Here is a 19,534-nt window from a genome sequence, read left to right on the forward strand (position 1 = left end):
TGCCAGTAGTTTTTTAACTATTTAATTTAATATGTTTTCATCTGCACCCTTATAAAATCCTACTTTATTAATTAACAGCCTTTCTATTTTTGTATAAATTCCTTCAACTTTATTTTTTAGTAATAAATTATATAAATAGCTTGTAATAAACACCATGGCATACGCACCAATAACATCTAAGGGATAATGATTACCAACATACACTCTTGAAAAGCCTACAATTATTGATAGTATTGTCATTATTATCCCAAGTATCCTATTGTATTTTCTAAGTCCTAAAGCTATACTCATTGTTCCTGTAGCATGATCACTTGGGAAAGATGCATCTTTAACATGGGGAACAAGCAAATTAACCTTATTGTGCACAAAAGGTCTATCTACATAGTACACACTTCCAATTATAAAACTTAACATTAAATTAATTACTGTAATGATAAATGTGTTCACGGATACTTTTCTGAACTCTTCATTTTTCTTAATGACGCCTAAAATAAATACTAATGCAGTGACTGCCATAAATATATAGGGTACATCCTTTGAAAAGAAAATCATTATTTTATCTAGCAATGCATTTTTATTTGCTAAATTATTTATCAATCTAAAAAACTCCATATTCATATTTAAAAATCCTTTCTATTACTTGTTTTTATTCTGTTATACATTATTGACTATTAAGATTAAATTTACATTAAAAGTTTCTTAGATTTATCTAAAAAACTTTTAACTTAATATGAATGGAGTTGCATTAAAATATAATAAGGCAAAAGAATTCTTTTCCTTTACCTTATACTAGCTGTTTATCTAAATTCAATATCACCACTATCTTTGTGCCTTTACCCTCTTCACTTTCTACTTTTATAGTTCCCTGATGCATATCAACAATCCATTTCGCTATGGATAATCCAAGCCCCGTACCACCTTTTTCTTTAGATCTGGATTTATCCACAATATAAAATCTATTAAATATGTTTTTAATTTCATTTTCAGGTATTCCAATGCCTGTGTCACTAACAGTTATTTTTACAGTTTTACCTTGAATTTCTGAGCTTATATTTATCCTTCCATTCTCCGAAGTAAATTTCAAACTATTATCAATAAATACTCTCAACATCTGCTTTATCATCTTATGATCTGCAAAAATTTTCACAGTATCATTTTTATCACTGCATATACTTCGATCTTGTGCTATTATTTTACTTTCCTCCACTACTTCATCAATTAATTCATTAAGCCATAATTCCTTTTTTTCTATAACTTGAGTGCCACTATCCCCCCTTGCAAGGAACAATAATTTTTCAATCAAATCAGCCATATTAGCAGCTTCTAACTTAATTCCATAAATGGATTTTTCCAAAGTATTTCTATCATCTTTTCCCCATCTGTCTAGTAAATTAGCATATCCTTGAATGACAGCAATAGGGGTTCTAAGCTCATGTGAAGCATCTGAAACAAATTGTGCCTGCCTGTTAAAAGCTTCTTGAAGTCTATCTATCATTTTATTAAAGGTGCTGGCAAGCCTTTTAAGTTCATCATCAGAACCTTCTCTTACTTCTATTCTTTCCTTCAAATTTTTGATACTTATGTTTTCAGCAGTTTTAGTTATATGATCAATAGGTTTCAACATTTTTTTACTTACCATATATCCTAATATAATGGAAGCAATAACTCCTATAAAATCAGCTGCAGCCATAACTACAAATAATATTTTCATAAACTCATATTCATTGAGCATATCCTTTACTATTTGAATATATACAGTACCATACTTTTTACTTTCATATTTAACATTTTTATATGTTAAATGGCGCTCTTTATCCTCCATATGCTTTTCTTTACTTGATGATTTTTTGAAATTAGATTGTTTAATATTGTAATCAAATTTTTCTGATGAATTTATTACTTTGCCATCCTGTTGTATTATCCTTATGAATACATTTTCTTTAGAAGGTACATCTGATAAAATTTCTTTACTTGCTAAATCTATCTGTTCATTTTTTGATGCAATCTTATTTAACATTATAGTTTGAATGTCTTCTATCTGTTTATTTGCTTGATTGTACATATAATACTTAACACCATATAAAATTGATGCATTTAGCAAAAGTAATACTAGTGAAAACATAAAAGCATATATTGCTGTAAGCTTTATAGAAATTTTTGCACTCTTAACAATCTTTAAAACACGATTAATTATCTTTAATAACATATCCCACTCCTCTTATAGTAGTTATAAGTTTATCTTCAAAGCCATCATCGATTTTACTTCTCAAATATCTTATAAACACATCTACCACATTGGTATCTCCATCATAATCATACCCCCATACTTCCTCAATTAATTTATCTCTAGTAAGTACAATATTTTTATTAATTAAAAGCATTTCAAGAAGATAATATTCTTTTTTAGTAAGCTCAATTTCCTTATTACCTCTCCAAACCTGATGGGTTTTATTGTTCATAACAATATCTCTAACTTTAATTTCATCATTTTTATTTTTTAATGTTTTATCCCTTTTATATACCCTTATTCTTGCCAATAATTCTTCTATGGCAAATGGTTTAGTTAAATAATCATTGGCACCAACGTCAAGTCCTAAGACTTTATCTGGTACATCTCCTTTAGCTGTCAACATTATTATGGGTATATAAGAAAACTCCCTTATTCTTCTGCAAACCTCAATACCATTCAAATATGGTATCATGATATCAAGAAGAATTAACTCATACTCCATATTCTCTACTTTTTTTAGAGCTTCTCTCCCATCATAGGCTGTATCAACTTTATATCCTTCATGAACAAGCTCCATTTCAATAAACATTGACATTTGCTTTTCATCTTCCACTAAAAGAATTTTAAAATCCTTCAAATTACCACCACTCCATGCTATTTCTAGATTGCTAAGCTTACTTAATAAACTTGAATATAATTTAACTTTATCATATTCTATATTATCTATTCAAAATTAAAATTGAATTAAAAAATTATAGTTGTAAAATTCAGTAAAGAAATTACCATTTTCCGTTTAATTATTACAAGCAATACTTGCAAGAATTATATATCATTAAATATATAAGTAAATAAGCTTAAAAGGTGGTCTTAATTATGCATTTGATTTATACACTTTTCATTGCTCTAATTAACAATCTAGATAACATAAGCGTTAGAATTGCCTATAGTATTAGAGGTATAAAAATATCTACACCAAAGAACTTATGGATTTCTGTTATAACTTTTGTTATTTCTTCTCTTGCTGCATTTTCTGGAAACTTTTTGACAAAAGTTCTTAGCAGTCGCATATCTTCAATATTAAGTATGCTATTACTTATAATTATTGGTTCATGGATTATAATAGAGCCTTATTTTAATAAGGATTGTGAAGATAAAGTCAAACAAGACCCTTCTATATACAATGCCTTAAAAAAGCCAGAAATTGCAGATTTAGATAACTCTAAAGATATCGATTACAAAGAAGCAACCTTACTGGGTATTGCCATGTCTGTCAACAACATTGGGGGAGGTATAAGTGCAGGCATGATTGGTTTAAATTCAATTTTAGTAGGGTTGTTTTCAGCTATAATAAGCTTTTTAGCTCTATGGACTGGAAATTACATTACAGAGTTTTTTAACAAGAAGAATCTAGGGAAAAAAGCTACTTTTGCATCAGGGATTATATTGATTTTGATTGGAATAAAGCAAATTATATAAGTAAAGCAAGGTTATTATAATTTTAATGAAGTTGTCAACTAAAAGTAGACAACAATAAAAGCAATATTAACCAAAGCCTCGTTCAGTTCGATACTGAATGGGGCTTTGATAACTTAATGCATATGCTGGTCTATCATTATTGTAATAATGGATGTATCTGTCCACAAATTCAAATAGATCATCTTCTTCCCAAAATCTAAAATCAACTGCCATTTCATCTTTAATCCAACCGTTTATTGATTCAATAACTGGGTTATCTGTTGGAGTTCCTACTCGCGACATAGAGCGAATTATGTTACAATTATTATGAGCTTTTGCGAATGCTCTTGAAGAATAGACTGCTCCTTGATCCGTGTGCAAAACGACTGGAGTTGTTTGTTCTTCAATTTTTTTCTTTAAATCTTTCAAACATAAAAAGTAGGTACGTCTATCACCGGGTTTAGATGTGAGGTGATGTGCAATAATCTCATTGTTGTATGTATCCATAATATACGTTAATTCGTATAAGCGGCCTCTATGTTTAAGGCAAGTCATATCTGAAACTACTAATTCTAATGGTTTTGAAGCATTCCACTTTCCTTTAACTATGTTTGGATAAACGATATTTTCATTCCCAGGTCTCCTATATTTATAATTTCTAACTTTGGATTTGATGCCACTGATTTTACAGCACTTATGTGCAAGATTATCTGAAAACGACCACCCAGTTTCCTTGCGGATGACTGCAGCGAGTCTATGATATCCATATGATTTATGTTTGCTATGAGCTTCTTTCAGTAAATCTGTAAGTAGTTCCCTATCTTTCTCATATCGATTCTGTACACCCTGACGGGATTTCCACTTGTAGTACCCAGAACGGTTAACCTGCATTAAAATACAAAGAGCCTTAAGAGAATATTTAACTTTTAAGTTGTCAATTATTTCGTACTCGGATCTTTTATAGAAACGAACTCCTTGTTTGCACCAACTCCTTTCACCATGTACCCTTTTTTTAACCTTTCAATTTCGATTTCTTGTTTTGCTACAATTAAACGAAGTCGATCTAATTCCTTCATTGATTTGCTTCTATGTAATGCTGCAAACTTATTTCCTGATTTCTTTTTATTTTCTAAGCCAGCTTCACCTTCATTTAAATATTTATGAATCCATGTTGCAATCATACCACTTGCGATACCTTCTTCTTTTGCTAAAGTTGGCCGACCAATACCTTCATCAAAATATCTACGGACAATACGGAGTTTTTCTTCCTTAGACCATTTTTGTTATTAAGCAATTTATTTGCTTAATAACAGGTTCAAAAAAAGTAAATTATAATAGCCTTTCTTTTTACGTCAGATTAAATAATCTGACACAAAAAGAATAAGATTATTTAATCTGACTATAATTTAAAAATATAAAAAATTTTATAGGACTGAAAAAAAGTGATAGAAATAATAAAGATGCCTTACGGCATAAGAAAATATAATAAGCTTAATAAGTATAATAGGTTTCCCATAAAATATGGATGCGAAGCATGCGGATATGAAGGAAAACTATATAGACATGGATTCTACTATAGAAATTTGATTACATTTAACAAAGCTTATAGAGTAGTTATCATTAGATATAGGTGCAAATCATGCCATAAGACGTACTCTCTTATTCCAAGTTTCATAATACCTTATAGACAATACACCTATCATGTTATATTAACTTGCCTTATTATTATGTTTAAATTTAATTACTCATTTAGCAAAATTATTAAGTTTGTTAACTCTATAAATTGTATGTTATCCATAAACAAAACTCATTTATCATTTTGGAAAAGCAGACTAATAACTTCTTTAACGGCTATTCGCCTATTTTTTGCACAACTTAAAATATTTTGCCCTGATACCAAAAATGTTTTTCCATCCAATTTACTTACAATGATTACTGATTTTTCACGTTTAAGATATGATTTTAATTTAAGATTTTTCTTAGATATGCCTAAATATTTTTTCTGTAAACCTTAATTACAGAAGCTTTAGTTTTTTTGCCCTTTATCAAATTAAACACTTCTTATTTTTTTAATGCTTATTTACTTAAAACTTGTCTCAACTTTTAAATTTTATTTTGAAGTTCTTATATTTTTCCACACAACTTTTAACGGTTAAGGCTGATTATTGAGGTACATAATTAAAAATGAAAATAAACTCAAAGTTGAAGGAGGCATTTAATTATGATATCTCATGAATTAAGCCAAAAAATAGCTCTGTTTAGATACTCTCTAATTGCACCTATAATCACTAATACTTTTACTCAATCTTCTGTTAAAGAATATTTATCAGAAATTGCTGCTAAATCTTATACTATGCCTAACGGCGGAAGAAAAGAGTATTCTCCGGCTACAATTAAAGGTTGGTTAACCTTATATAGGAAACATGGTATAGACGGTTTATATCCTAAAACAAGAGATGACAAAGGTTGTTCAAGAAAAATTTCGCAAGAAACAAAGCAGTTCATTATAAACTGCAAAATTAATTCCCCCAAAAAAACTGCTAAACATATATATCATGAAGTTATTGCCAAAGGATTTGAAAATGAAAACAATATATCTCTTTCTACAATAACTAGATTCATAAAACAGGCTAATATAGCACCTCAAAAGCTGGCGCCTCAAGATAGAAGAGCCTTTGAATTTGAATATGCGAATGAATGTTGGCAGTCTGATGTATCTGTTGGACCTTATCTCACTATTCAAGGCAGAAAATATAAAACTTATATTATAGCTTTCCTTGATGATGCTAGTAGGCTTATTGTTGGATGTAAAGTATTTTTTAAAGATGATTTATTGTCTCTTATGGCTGTTTTTAAAGATGCGGTAGCATCTAAAGGTATTCCTAAAAAAGTTTTTGTTGATAACGGAAAGATATATAAAAGTGAACAGTTTCAACTTATATGTGCTTCACTTGGGTCTATTTTAAGCTTTGCTAGGCCATATTCTCCTCAATCGAAAGGTAAAATTGAAAGGTGGTTTCAAACAATGCAAAAACAATGGATGAATTCAATAAACTGGGGTGATTTTAAGTCAATAGACATTTTGAATGAATCTCTATTGACTTATGTTAATCACTATAACAAAACCTTTCATTCATCAATAAATTCTACACCCTTTGATAAATATATGAATAATATTGAAAATTTAAGGTTTGTTTCCTCTAAAAGTGAACTTGATCATTTATTTTTATATAAAGTTCAACGTACTGTTAAAAATGACTCCACAGTATCCATAGGAACTAAATTATTTGAAGTTCCATTAAAGTATGTAAGAGAAAAAATAAATATTCGTTATGATCCTACTTCACTTGATAAAGCATACATCTTCTCTGAAGATGCTAAGCTTACAGATACTATTTTCCCACTAAAAAAAATTGATAACTCAAAGGTTAGAAGATCTAATAATGATTCTGTTGATTTTTCTGCCTTTAAAGCTAACTAACCGGAGGTTGATATTATGTATAAAACTTTTTATGGGTTAACCTTTGACCCATTTGATAAAAATATTGATTTAACACACAGCTTTAAATTCCAAGACTTTAATCACGCATTAAGCAGATTAGAATTTTTAAAATCTGTTTTGGGCATTGGTGTACTTACTGGTGAACCCGGAGTAGGTAAGTCTTTCCTACTCCGTTATTTTGTAAATTCACTCAACCCCAATTTATATAAATGTATATATATTCCTATTTCGACCTTAACGGTCATGGATTTTTACAGAGCTCTTTGTGATGGTCTTGGAATAATTCCTGCCTGTAAAAAAGTTACTATGTTTAAACAAATACAGGAAGCTATATACACTTATAGTCATAGTAAAAATATAACCCCAGTCATTATATTAGATGAATGTCAGTTTTTAAGCAATTCCATCCTTGATGATTTAAGAATTATATTTAACTTTAATATGGATTCAAAGAATTATGCTATGCTAATTCTTTCAGGTCAACCTAACTTTTTACTTCAACTCAGCAGACAAATTCATGAAGCGCTGCGCCAGCGAATTTTAATGAATTATTGCTTACGAGGGCTAACGCCAGAAGAATGTAAACCCTACATAATTTCAATGCTTAAAGCCGCAGGCTGCATAGAACCTATTTTTACTGATGATGCATTTGAACTTATGTATTCAACCACAAATGGCTCTATAAGACCTTTAAATTCTCTAACGAGAATGTGTCTTATTTCTGGTGCTAATCAAAAACTTTCCTCTATTAATGCTGAAATAGTTTATAAAGCTCAAAGCGAAATTGACCTTACAATTTAATTTTAAACACTGCTTACTTGGCAGTGTTTTTTTATACCTATATTAATTGTCTAATTTTCATATTTTATACATTGTGGATATTGTGAAGAAAGGTTGATTTAATTTGACTTTTTACATATTTTTTTCTATCGTAAGATTATTTAATCTGCATTTTTACCATATTATTACTTAATTTAGGTTGAAATAATTTGACTTTGAATAGCTTAAATAATTTGACGCGTAACACATTTTTTATTTTGACCACCTTTTGTTCTACTCATCATAATCACATCCTTCTAACTTGATTTTAACATGAAAAAAGTAGACATGCTTTTTTCATGTCTACTTTTATCTTACAACTTCATTATTATAATTTTAACCTTGCTTTTTATTCTTCATCAAGTGATTCTTAGACTTAGGTGGAGTTTGCCTATGAGGAATACCTCTCTCCATCTGAGTCTTAGAAGAACTTATCCAGGCGCGTATCAGTGCTTATCCCCAACTTGAAGAAAGTGGCGATATTAGCAATGGTAGCGATCGGATAAATAATGTTTTATACAAATTTCTTTTCCATCTCTTGTACCTTTTCATACAGCCATTGATTTGTAGGCGTTGGAATATGATATTCTTTTCCTATTTCAATTACTGTTCCAGCAAAAAGACCTACTTCTGTCTTCCTGTGAGCCTCCATGTCTTGAGCCATAGAAGGTAGTCCCAATGGATTTAAGGTTGAAAGCACCTTTAACCAATATGTTAAATCAGCTTCATCTAGGTTTGTACCTGCTTTTTGAGAAAGAGCAATAACCTCCCTCATGGCTGATATCATGACATTTCTAGGTTCGCCTTCCGCTTGTACACCACCATAATTTGTTGAAAATACTGCCACTGTCTGATTTACCCCTGTATTCATCATAAATTTCCCCCACATTTTATGCTTCATGTCTTTGGGAATTTCATAAGGAAAATCTATAGTATCAAAAAATTTTGCAACAGAAGTAACTTTTTCAGGCATTACATTGTTATCTTTCTCACCAAAGCACAGCATTCCCATATTCTCATAATTCAGCTCATTTTCAAGCTTTACTGCATCCATTCCCTGTGCAACACAATAAAGCATTTTTTCCATTCCAAAGGTTTTTCCTATGATTTCTTCACTGGAAATTCCATTTAACACTGAAATAATAATTGTATTTTTTCCTACTTGTTTTCTTGCATCCTCTATAGCTTGCTGAAGCTGATTAAATTTTACAGAAAAAATTAATAAATCTGCAGGCTCTTGCTGACTTTCTGGTAAAACATAATTGAAGTCACAGGGCTCACCATTACAATAAATGCCCTGCCTTTTATATTTTTGTATACGGTTTTGATTTGCAATAATTCGAACTTGATCTTTGGATAATTTATCTAAAAAATACTTTGCATACATAGTTCCCAAAGCACCCAATCCAACAATTGAAACAGTTCTAATGTTCATTATTTAACATCTCTTTTCTTCTAACTTATTATTTTTCCCACATTTCACAATATATCTTATCAATATTATAACATTTTTTCTTGGTAAAATCGTATAATGAATATCAATAATAATTTATTGATAAACGATTAAATATGTATTATAATGGTATAAAACACAATGAAAGGAGCATTTTAAATGAAAAGTGAAAAAATCAAATCATTATTAACATCATTTTTATGGCTGTCATTAATATTAATGATTGCAACTTTAATAATAGGTAGTATTGTTTTTATATGTGAAGCAATTAGTGGTAAGACTACTTTAAACTTTTTATTAAAAAAGATATATATAGCAATTGTACTTTTAGGATATTCACTTGCTATATATATTTTACTGAGACTTGCAGACAATTTTAAAGAAAATCCTTTTATTCAAGCTAATGTAAAACGTTTTAATATCATTGGATACATTTTTTTCATAGAAGCAGTTATTGAAGCCACTTATAGTTCAGTATTTAACCCAGATCATGGTTTAGTCCAAATATTGGGACTTAATATAACAATAGCCTTAGTAACATTAGTAATTATTTCATTAACATTTTTCTTGATTGCAGATGTATTTGATAAAGCAATAAAAATAAAGGAATATAATGACTTAACAATATAAGATAGATAATAATAAAATAGTTGTGTCAAAAGTATACTTGACACAACTATTTCTATTTAACAATATTTGTTTTATTAGTTCTTAAATCAAATTCCTCAATTGGTTTTGGACCTCTTAATATTTTTTTTCTTATATGGAGATCCCCTGATGGATCATATCGAATACTCCATTCAATTAACATTATTTTTCCATCTACTATTTCAATACCTTGTATTCCACTTGCTCGTACGCAGGAACCATCATTGAAATAAGGTAATTCTTCAACTTTGGGAAAATGCGGTCTATGCGTATGTCCACAGATAACCATAATTTTATTCATTTCAATCCAATTACTATAAATGCGTTCAATTTTATGAATCTTTTCAGCATTTCTTACAGGACTTGCAGGATTTATAAAACCTATTGAGTGAAGATATCTCCAAAAATATCTTACTGTAAGTCTAGTAAAGTGCCATAACTTGTCATTCATCCTATCTCCTTGATGACCATGAACAGTCAATATTTCCTGTCCTGTATTTTTATGTTTAAACACTACTGCCTCATATGGTGTAATCCCAGGAAATAGTTCTACATCTTCCTGGTTATAATCATCATAGAATTTATAATAATTCTTTTTTACAAAATTCTTATACTTTAAATATATATTGTGATTACCATATAACATAATTAATCTATTGGAATCAAAGAATTTTTTTAATAGAGAATATACCTCATCATGTGCCAGCCTTATCGCTTTAAAATTAGAACTTTCCCAAAGTTCATCTCCATCTCCAGCTTCCACATAAGTGTATCCATTATTAAAATAGAATTCTAATGCAAATAAAAAGGTATTTTGATTTTTTGCAAATTCATCAGATGGCGTAGAATCTCCCCTATGACAATCACTGAAAAATATATACTTAGAATTGTTATCAAAATATTCAATTTTGGCATTATTATAGGCTTCCGTCAACCTTTTTTCTGCTAGTTTCTTTTCCGATATCATAATGCACCTCTTTTAGGACTAATAAAAAATTTTCATATTGAAATAAAAATGGAACTCCAATTTACTTCTTGTTATTTATTATTTCAGACTTTCCAACAATATATACATCTTATATACCTCAATATTTTTAGTTTATGAATTGCAGTTAATAATGGCATACAACTGGAGTTCCTGCTTCAATATTATCGAATATTGTTTTTGCTAAATAGTATGGACAATTTACACAGCCATGAGAGCCATCACCCCTATATATGCTTCCTCCAAACTCACTTCTCCAGCTTGCATCATGAATGCCAATTCCCCCGTTAAATGGCATCCAAAAGTTAACAGGAGACCTATAACCTGGGCCAACTAATACGGCGTTTCTATCTTTGTATTTTAAACTATAAATACCTTCTGGTGTGCCATGATTGCTTGCATTACCCGTAACAACGTCACCTTGTACTATAAGTGATCCATTTTTATAAAACCATAAATGTTGTCTTGATATATTTATTTCCACATAGGTATTCCCTATGTCATTACTATCATGAGAAAAAGCAGTTTGAGCATAGAAAGGTTCCTTTACTATAGTTTTTCCTTGTTTAATTACTTCATCTAATTCTTGTATTTCCTTATCAATATCAACTAACCAGCCGTAATCACCACCACCAATACTTATTGTATTTCCTGACGTTGCAACAAAACTTCTCGTCTTCCCTACAGTATTATAATTTTTAAACAATGCTTCCATATAATTGTTTTCTTTTTGCTTATCAACTACAACTTCAAAATTTTCATTAACTTTAAGCCATTTATTTATTATGGAACCATCTATGGTTTCTTTATGATTTCTAATAGTATAGGTAATTTTAGAAGATACATATTTATTGAGAATATTTTTATTATCAGTAGTTCTTTGAGATTTTGAAGTGTATTTTGGATTTACATAGCAATTATCTGCTTCTAAATCTATTGTAGTTTCTCCACTCTGTATTGCCTTTGTCACTCTATTATATAAAATATCCTTATTAATCTTATTTCCATTTACTTCATCTATAATCACATAGCCCTTATCCGTATACTTGAAGTCTGGATTTTTAGGTTCAACTATACTACGCTTATCAAAACAAAAAAGCTTCTCCATCTTTTCTTTCAACAACCCATTATCATATGTAACTGCATCTGTCATTTTTAAATTTTCTGTATTAAAAAATGCTGAGATCCACTTCAAAGGCTTCTGCACAGCTTTTAAATTTTTATATTCTCCTCCTAAATTATGCTTCAAAGCAATGTCTGTACCTTTAATTTGTTCATTTTTGCCCCCACGCTCTTTTAAATTCAGTGTATATTTTCCTAGTTCAGCTTCTACTTGTTGTTTTGCTTCATCTACAGTTTTGCAAGAAACATTAATATGGTTAATTTGAGAGCCAAAATAAAAATGATTAATAAAATATGCTGCCATACCCAAATATATAGCAAGTAAAGCGCAAAGAGAAATTACAATACCTATGACAATTTTATTGTGTTTATCCTCTTCTCTTTTTATAATACCCATCCCCTTATACTAACAATTAAAAATCGAAACACATTACCATAATATGTAGTTTGCTTCGATTTTGTTACATGTTATATTACAAAAAACTTAGTGTAAAATTCGGGTATAAAAAAGAGATTCTCTTTCACTAATAGACATTAATAATGCTTCTCTTTTATTTCTTTTAGTTCTAGTGCAAATTCAACCTTACAGCTTAATTCAAGTAATGAATACCAAAACAAGAGGAAATCCATTTGAATAATATAATCTCAATTACCTTTAATCCAGCTTCTTATCCACTGCACTGACAGTGCAATAATTGGTAAAAACACCAATAATGGTATATGAATATATATTGGTGATAATACTAAACCTATATATATATGCTGAGAATAATTTTTTGCTATTAATAGCGAAGTAATAAAAATCAATATACTAAATGGTATTGCTAAACATTTAGTGTCTTTCAATTTTATAAGCTGAGCAGTACCCAGCATTGCCCCATATGTAAATAAACTTATTTTAATAAATCCACCCACTACCATAATAAGCATTAAAAATATATCTACCCTATTAAAGGATTCTCCTATATTCATTATGCGCATAGTTTGCAGCAGTGGAAACAAGGATACAGATGCAAATTTCACTCCAAGCACAGATATAAACATTATAGAGCTTAATGTAAGAAGTATTGCTAAAAAAATAATAGCTAGTACTGCAGTTTTTCTTACTTTTGACCTTTCTACAATAAATGGATATAGCATTGTTAATAATACAGTTTCACCATAAGGAAAAGTTATTAGTTTCCAACCTTCTTTTATAACAAATATTATTCCATTTTCAAGTACAGGTTTTAAGTTATAAAACTTTAAAGCATCCGGTGTAGTAAATAAAAATATCCATTCTAATATAAAAAATAATACTAGCATAGATAATATAAATTGTGCAGCTCTGCAAAGACTTTCCATGCCCAAATAAACACTGTATCCAACTATTAATGTAAGCAATAATGTTGTTAGGGTAAAGGAGATTTTAACCATAGTAGTAATTGTTATAAGTGAAACAATGTCTCTTAGTACTCTTGCAGCCTCATATGCAAAGAAAATTATATATATTATACTTAAAATAGTTCCAATAATTTTCCCAAAAACTTTAGGCATATATGTAACAATAGAGTCATCAGGATACTTATTCCAAAGAGCTGTATACACAATTTGTAATATAATTGCTGGAAACATGTAAATAAGCATTGCTATCCATGCATCCTGCTTTGCACTAGGAGTTATAAAAAAAAGCATTGCACTGCCGTAAGGTGCTAATACAATACTACAAAATAATTGATAAGCGGATATTTTTATCTTCATTACTATTACCCCTTATAGAATTATCACTTGATAGATTTAGAAATCGTTCCAGAACCTTTTATATTAGAAATCACATTTACTTCTACTTTCATATTAGGAAAAATATGTTCCCAATTTTTTTCTAGCCTTTTCCAAGCCTTAGGCTGCTCCCTATGTATTAAACCTCCAAAATCAAATATATCTGCGTTAAGCTTATTTTGAGCTGAATTTAAAGCAAGGTTGACCTCTTTTTCTATAGCTTTACTCTGCAGCTCACCTAAATTATTCATTACCTCCGGGTTTTTCATAGGGTCTAATTTACCTGACATCTCCAATATATTAGATTGTACTTTTATAGTTATTTGAATTTTTATACTGTCATTTTCTACTATAGGCTTTACTCTGCTAGTTGCATTTAGTAAAAAGAAGGATACTTTGCTGTCATATGGAGAAGGTGATACTATAGTTCCATCTTTAACTTTTCCTTTTATCCACTGCATACCACGAGTCTCATTAATATCAAAATATCCAATTAGCTTATCTTTACGAAATACACCAGTACCAGCCAGCTTAAAGGTATTTCCTTCATTATTGTCCTGGTCTATATCAATAACCCCAATAATAGGTGCTGTTGTTTCACTTGATAAAGCATTTATAAAATCTAATCTAGAAATTACAGGTGAAAACCCTCTCAAAGATTGTATTTTTATTAATTTTGATACTGAATTAGCGGGAATTGAATCATCCAAAGGGTGAAAGGCCAATATGCTGGAAGCTTTATCTTTTGCAAGAAGCAAAGTGCTGTCTATTCTTGCCTGCTGCCCCCTTGATATAGCATCAATAAACAATTCTAAACCAGATTCAGCTAATTTCTTTCCAATAACCATATATTCGATATGACCAAGAAATAGGTTACTACCATATTCTGTAGATAAACGACTCACAGCATCATAAGGAGTGTCTCCCTCAGAAGTAAAAATCATAACATCTGAAGAAACTTGTTGACCATCTTTTTTGCTACTCATATCTTGAGAAGAATCCTTTTTGGGATTCAATATTTGTACTGTTAGTTTATACTTATTTTCTGGCGTAAGATCAAGGCCTGTCGCAAGCACTAATCCTAACTTTTCGACTTCTTGTTTTGTTCCTTTACAGCCTGTAGCAGAAAACGAAATTATAATTGACATGAAAATGCAAATGAATTTTTTCATAACCTACTCCTTATTTTTTTCTTCCTCAGCTTTCTTTTGCTCTTCCTTTATTGATTTAATATGTGATTTAAGTTTTCTTTTAATTGATGATTTTCCTGTTATAATCCATGATCTTTTAAACTTAGCCCATATAGGACGTCTCATAAGTAAATCTGGAAATTCCTCTGATACAAATGGTGCCAAAGGTGCCATATAAGGTACACCAAAAGATCGCTTAGATATAAGCTTCATAAATAATAATATTATTCCACAAGTTAAACCTAATAATCCAAAAGTTCCTCCTAATATCATAAATATAAACCTAGGAGCAGTAACTGCTGCATACATATCTGTAGCTGGAATAGAAAAGGAGCATATAGCTGTAGTAGATACCACAATTACCATTGGCGTACTTACAATACCTGCCTCTACTGCAGCCTGACCTAATACTAATGCACCAACCACACTCATAGCCTGACCTACAGCTCTAGGCATTCTAACTCCAGCTTCTCTCAATATTTCATACATTAACAGCATTAGAAAACATTCAATTAATGCTGAATAAGGAACTCTAGATCGAGCTTTCATAAAAGTAATTAATAAAGGTGTTGGAATAACTTCCTGATGAAAGGTTGTTATTGCTAAATAAATTCCTGGTAAAGTAATAGTGAGAATAAAGGATAAGTATCTGATCCATCTATTAATTGTGCCTGGAACAAATTTCAGATAATAATCCTCATTAGTTATCAAAAATTCTATAAAAAGAGAAGGAACTGTTATAACTAAAGGGCTCCCATCAACAATAATGGCAATTCGTCCTTCTAATATTTTAGTTGCCACTACATCTGGTCTTTCTGTAGAGAAAATAGTTGGGAAAACACTTATTGGGTCATCTTCTACATATTCCTTTATATAATTAGCACTAATAACTGCATCTACATCAATTTTATTTAATCGTTCTCTTACTTCATTTACTATCTTAAGATTTGCTACAGTAGCAAGGTAAGCAATAGTAATGTCTGTTCTTGTTTCTCTCCCTATTTTGATAGTTTCCATTTTAAGCTTTGAGCTTTTGATTTTTTTTCGTATAAGAGTTATATTAGTGGTCATAGATTCATTAAAGCCTTCACGGGGACCACGAATTACAGTTTCTACTTGAGGTTCCTCAATACTTCTGGCAGGTGCCTTATTAATATTAATTACCATTGCTTCATTTAATCCATCTATGAATAAAATAAGCTTTCCACTTAATATTGAATCAATAACTTTGTCCATATCTATATGTATATCTTCATCTCTTATTCCAAATAAGTACTTAGAATATTCCTTAGTCTCTGGATTATAAGCATATTCTTCACGCTTACTTGTGATTTTTTCAATAATAGATTCTTCTATAAGTCCTGTTTCTATCATATTATTTAAATATACAAGCATTGCATCAAACTTTGGATTATTTGTAATTTTAACTTCCCTAATAACCAAATCTGAGAAGTTACTAAGTATATCCTTTACAGCTATTTTATTTTCTTGCAATATATGTGAAACTTTAGTTTTTTCATATTCATATGTATCAATATTTTTATTTAAATCAGTTTTATCAGCATTTTTGCTCTTCAGTGAAAAGATATTTTTTAGGAAATTTAGCATTCAATTCACCTTCCCTAAACTTTATTATGTGACAGGATAACATAATTATTCATAAGCACTGTATGAGCATTAAAGCAAAAAAATCAAGCTACAATTTTTATAGCTTGATTTTTCTCTTATAATAATTTATTTAATTAAATCCAGTAACCTATCCCCTTTTACTTCTTTTTCTTTCCACTCAATAACTGCAAAATTCCCATCAGAAATTTCACTTACTTTATTTATCCAGGCTATCTCGTTACTTGCTTTTGCTCTAAGAATAGCATTGGTGGTATCCGTTGCAAACAAGCTTGAATTTATAACCCACCATTTACTATTAATTCCTGCTCTCTCTAAATCCGCCTCTAATCTCATAGCCTCATATACAGGTGTGGCTTCAGCTAAGGTTACAATTATAACTTCTGTTTCATCAGCATTTCTAAGCTTAGGTAAAAGCTTTTTAACTGATTCTGGTATATCCCCTTGTGAACGCTCAATTTCTTTATTGTAACTTTGAGTAGAATCTAACAGCAGCAATGTATGTCCTGTTGGTGCAGTATCTATAACAACTATTTCATTTTCAGATCTATCAACTATTTCTGCAAAAGCTCTAAATACTGCAATTTCTTGAGTACATGGAGATCTTAAATCTTCTTCTACATAAGCTAAGTCTTCTTCTCCCATAGTTTCTCTAGCCTTACTTAAAACTTCTTCTTTATATTTTTTCAATTCTTTCTTCTCATCAATATGACTTAAAGTAATGCCATAGCTATCATCTAAAACAAACTTCAAATGTGCTGCTGGATCTGTAGTAGTTAGGTGTACCTTTCTATCTCTTTCTGCAAGTCCTAGCGCAATAGCTGCTGCTATGGTGGTTTTTCCAACTCCACCTTTTCCCATTGTAAAAATTACTTTTTTATTTGTACTATATAAATCATCAATGACTGTTTTTAATTTTAGCATCTTTTCATTATTTAAAGTTTCATCACTATATTTAATATTATCTTCCTTTAAAAAAGCTCTTACATTTTCAAGACCTGTTACATTATAAGGCCTTAGCGGAATTTTGTATGTCTTTAACTTCTTTAAATGTTTTGGTATATTTTTTAAAGCTTCTTCTTGTTTTTTATAAATTGAGCTTGAAAGACGGTCATCATGAATTTTTAACACTCCATTAATAAGTAATATCTGATTATTTACTCCTATATCTTGTAGCTCCTTGGATGCCCTTTCTGCCTCCTTTAAAGGTGTTCTTTGTGGCCGTGACACAAGTATAAGTGTGGTCTTTTCTCCATCTGATAGAGTTTTTACAGCATTTTTATATACTTCTTTTTTACTTTCAAGTCCTGCCAGTTGTCCTAAACAAGATGCTCCATGTGTATTTTCACTTATAAAATTACTCCAAGCTGATGGAAGCTGCAGCATTCTTAATGTATGACCTGTTGGTGCAGTGTCAAATATAATGTGTTTAAATTCTTTTTCTACTTTTTCATCAGTTATAAAATTAGAAAATTCATTGAAGGCTGCAATTTCCACAGTACAAGACCCTGAAAGTTGTTCCTCCATATTTTTTATTACTGCATCTGGAAGCTTTCCTTTATATGGCGAGATAACACTTTCTCTATATTCTCTGGCAGCTTGCTCTGGATCAAAATTTGCTACTACTAAATTAGGTACTTCTTTAATAGCAGTTCCTTTATTATTTAACTCTGTATTAAATACATCCTGCAGGTTTGAAGCTGGATCTGTACTTATAAGCATAATTTTTTTTCCTTGATCTGCCAAAGCAACTGCAGTTGCACATGCTGCTGATGTTTTCCCTACTCCACCTTTTCCAGTAAAAAATATATATTTAGTTAACTCTAAATTTTCCAAGGAAAAATTCTTTACCATAGTTATCCCTCTTTTCTTTAATTAGCAGCAGCCACCATTACAACCACATCCACCAGATTTCTTTTTAAACTTAAGTCCAGCTTTTAAATAATCTTCTGATATTCCAAGCAATTTACAAAACTCTTCATTAGTTGGATATGAACCTTTCTTTACTACAGCATTATCAACTATAGTAACTGGTAATACATCTATTCCTTCACTATTTAGGATTTCATTAATAACTTTATTATCAACAAAAGCCTGAGGACTACTTGTTAAATTGTATCTTTCAATCATTATACCTTTTCTTTTTAAATTATCCAGTACTGTAGCTACCCTTAATAATTCTGGGTCAACTCCTGGTCCACATACTCCTGTTGAACAACACATAGCTGGATCGAAAATAATCATCTTTTTCATAACTTACCTCTCCTTTATTTAAAATAATATTTTTTAACATTCACTGCAATTATGTTTATTTTTTTGTTTACAAATACAATCATCTGTATCAGTAAAAATCCCCATTAAAAATAGCATCAATTTACCTGTGTTATTGCTATCCAAACAATAATAACTCCATAAACCTTCTTTCCTGGACTTTACAAGCTCACACTCCATTAATACCTTCATATGATGTGATAATGTAGGCTGTGTAAAATCAAAACTTTCCAGTATCTCACAAGCACATTTTTCACCACAAGACAGCATATCAAGAATTTTTAATCTGCTTGGATCTGATAAAGCTTTAAATATTTTAGCATTAATTTCATATTTCTTATCCATTGCATCACCTCATATATAGACAATTATCTATATATAGTATAAGCTACAATCCATATATAGTCAATATTGTACAAGTATGTTAATTAAATTGATAATTAATATATATAATTGTCTATATTTAATATTTTAT

Annotated in this window: 18 protein-coding genes and 1 pseudogene; 5 read left to right on the top strand and 14 right to left on the bottom strand. The window is 30.1% G+C overall.

Annotated features, from left to right (window positions below; genetic code table 11):
• Positions 1 to 21: 21 nt before the first annotated feature.
• The 3 genes from Q6H37_RS18915 to Q6H37_RS18925 form a co-directional block, all read right to left on the bottom strand.
• Positions 22 to 618, bottom strand: coding sequence for an undecaprenyl-diphosphatase (locus Q6H37_RS18915; protein WP_318735239.1), 597 nt, complete (start codon positions 616 to 618; stop codon positions 22 to 24).
• 166 nt (positions 619 to 784) lie between these two features.
• The gene (locus Q6H37_RS18920) at positions 785 to 2,206 is read right to left on the bottom strand and encodes an ATP-binding protein (protein ID WP_318735241.1); all 1,422 of its coding nucleotides are present in this window, start codon (positions 2,204 to 2,206) and stop codon (positions 785 to 787) included.
• Positions 2,187 to 2,867, bottom strand: a complete 681-nt coding sequence (locus tag Q6H37_RS18925; RefSeq protein WP_318735244.1) for a response regulator transcription factor — start codon at positions 2,865 to 2,867, stop codon at positions 2,187 to 2,189. The genes Q6H37_RS18920 and Q6H37_RS18925 overlap by 20 nt, the downstream gene beginning before the upstream one ends.
• A gap of 236 nt (positions 2,868 to 3,103) precedes the next feature.
• Here Q6H37_RS18925 and ytaF point away from each other — a divergent pair, with 236 nt between their 5' ends.
• Entirely contained in the window at positions 3,104 to 3,706 is a 603-nt protein-coding gene (gene ytaF, locus Q6H37_RS18930) for a sporulation membrane protein YtaF (protein WP_318735246.1), read from the top strand.
• Positions 3,707 to 3,772: 66 nt separating this feature from the next.
• Here ytaF and Q6H37_RS18935 read toward each other — a convergent pair whose 3' ends face one another.
• Positions 3,773 to 4,627, bottom strand: coding sequence for an IS3 family transposase (locus tag Q6H37_RS18935; protein ID WP_318742896.1), 855 nt, complete (start codon positions 4,625 to 4,627; stop codon positions 3,773 to 3,775).
• Positions 4,624 to 4,956 (bottom strand): annotated as a pseudogene (locus Q6H37_RS18940) (transposase); the annotation flags it as partial. The gene Q6H37_RS18935 and the pseudogene Q6H37_RS18940, both read right to left, overlap by 4 nt.
• A gap of 189 nt (positions 4,957 to 5,145) precedes the next feature.
• Here Q6H37_RS18940 and Q6H37_RS18945 point away from each other — a divergent pair.
• The 3 genes from Q6H37_RS18945 to Q6H37_RS18955 all read left to right on the top strand — a co-directional run bounded on the left by Q6H37_RS18945 (position 5,146) and on the right by Q6H37_RS18955 (position 7,988).
• Positions 5,146 to 5,700, top strand: coding sequence for a DUF6431 domain-containing protein (locus Q6H37_RS18945; protein WP_318742904.1), 555 nt, complete (start codon positions 5,146 to 5,148; stop codon positions 5,698 to 5,700).
• 206 nt (positions 5,701 to 5,906) lie between these two features.
• On the top strand, positions 5,907 to 7,166 hold the full coding sequence (locus Q6H37_RS18950) for a DDE-type integrase/transposase/recombinase (protein ID WP_318734736.1): 1,260 nt from the start codon (positions 5,907 to 5,909) through the stop codon (positions 7,164 to 7,166).
• 15 nt (positions 7,167 to 7,181) lie between these two features.
• Positions 7,182 to 7,988: an ExeA family protein gene (locus tag Q6H37_RS18955; protein WP_318733562.1), complete on the top strand. Its 807-nt coding sequence runs from the start codon at positions 7,182 to 7,184 to the stop codon at positions 7,986 to 7,988.
• 532 nt (positions 7,989 to 8,520) lie between these two features.
• Here Q6H37_RS18955 and Q6H37_RS18960 read toward each other — a convergent pair.
• Positions 8,521 to 9,441, bottom strand: coding sequence for a ketopantoate reductase family protein (locus tag Q6H37_RS18960; protein ID WP_318735248.1), 921 nt, complete (start codon positions 9,439 to 9,441; stop codon positions 8,521 to 8,523).
• 177 nt (positions 9,442 to 9,618) lie between these two features.
• Between Q6H37_RS18960 and Q6H37_RS18965 the strand changes: the two genes are divergently transcribed.
• Complete coding sequence (locus Q6H37_RS18965; RefSeq protein ID WP_318735250.1) at positions 9,619 to 10,089, top strand: DUF2975 domain-containing protein; 471 nt, start codon at positions 9,619 to 9,621, stop codon at positions 10,087 to 10,089.
• 52 nt (positions 10,090 to 10,141) lie between these two features.
• Here the strand turns inward: Q6H37_RS18965 and Q6H37_RS18970 are convergent, their stop codons facing one another.
• The 8 genes from Q6H37_RS18970 to Q6H37_RS19005 all read right to left on the bottom strand — a co-directional run bounded on the left by Q6H37_RS18970 (position 10,142) and on the right by Q6H37_RS19005 (position 19,404).
• Entirely contained in the window at positions 10,142 to 11,074 is a 933-nt protein-coding gene (locus tag Q6H37_RS18970; RefSeq protein WP_318735252.1) for a metallophosphoesterase, read from the bottom strand.
• A 145-nt stretch (positions 11,075 to 11,219) separates the two neighbouring features.
• A complete protein-coding gene (locus Q6H37_RS18975) occupies positions 11,220 to 12,611 on the bottom strand; it encodes a L,D-transpeptidase family protein (RefSeq protein WP_318735255.1) in 1,392 nt (463 codons plus the stop codon).
• 248 nt (positions 12,612 to 12,859) lie between these two features.
• Positions 12,860 to 13,954, bottom strand: coding sequence for a GerAB/ArcD/ProY family transporter (locus Q6H37_RS18980; RefSeq protein WP_318735256.1), 1,095 nt, complete (start codon positions 13,952 to 13,954; stop codon positions 12,860 to 12,862).
• 23 nt (positions 13,955 to 13,977) lie between these two features.
• Positions 13,978 to 15,144 carry a Ger(x)C family spore germination protein gene (locus tag Q6H37_RS18985; protein ID WP_318735259.1) on the bottom strand — a complete coding sequence of 389 codons (1,167 nt, stop codon included), beginning with the start codon at positions 15,142 to 15,144 and terminating at the stop codon, positions 13,978 to 13,980.
• Positions 15,145 to 15,147: 3 nt separating this feature from the next.
• Entirely contained in the window at positions 15,148 to 16,770 is a 1,623-nt protein-coding gene (locus Q6H37_RS18990) for a spore germination protein (RefSeq protein WP_318735262.1), read from the bottom strand.
• A gap of 126 nt (positions 16,771 to 16,896) precedes the next feature.
• Entirely contained in the window at positions 16,897 to 18,642 is a 1,746-nt protein-coding gene (arsA, locus tag Q6H37_RS18995) for an arsenical pump-driving ATPase (protein ID WP_318735264.1), read from the bottom strand.
• Between the two features lie 21 nt (positions 18,643 to 18,663).
• Complete coding sequence (gene arsD, locus Q6H37_RS19000) at positions 18,664 to 19,041, bottom strand: arsenite efflux transporter metallochaperone ArsD (RefSeq protein WP_318735266.1); 378 nt, start codon at positions 19,039 to 19,041, stop codon at positions 18,664 to 18,666.
• Positions 19,042 to 19,074: 33 nt separating this feature from the next.
• Positions 19,075 to 19,404 (bottom strand): metalloregulator ArsR/SmtB family transcription factor, encoded by a 330-nt coding sequence (locus Q6H37_RS19005; RefSeq protein ID WP_318735269.1) that lies wholly within the window; start codon positions 19,402 to 19,404, stop codon positions 19,075 to 19,077.
• Between the last annotated feature and the right edge of the window lie 130 nt (positions 19,405 to 19,534).

It is taken from the genome of Clostridium sp. JS66, from assembly GCF_033561535.1.
Lineage (GTDB): Bacteria > Bacillota > Clostridia > Clostridiales > Clostridiaceae > Clostridium_AM > Clostridium_AM carboxidivorans.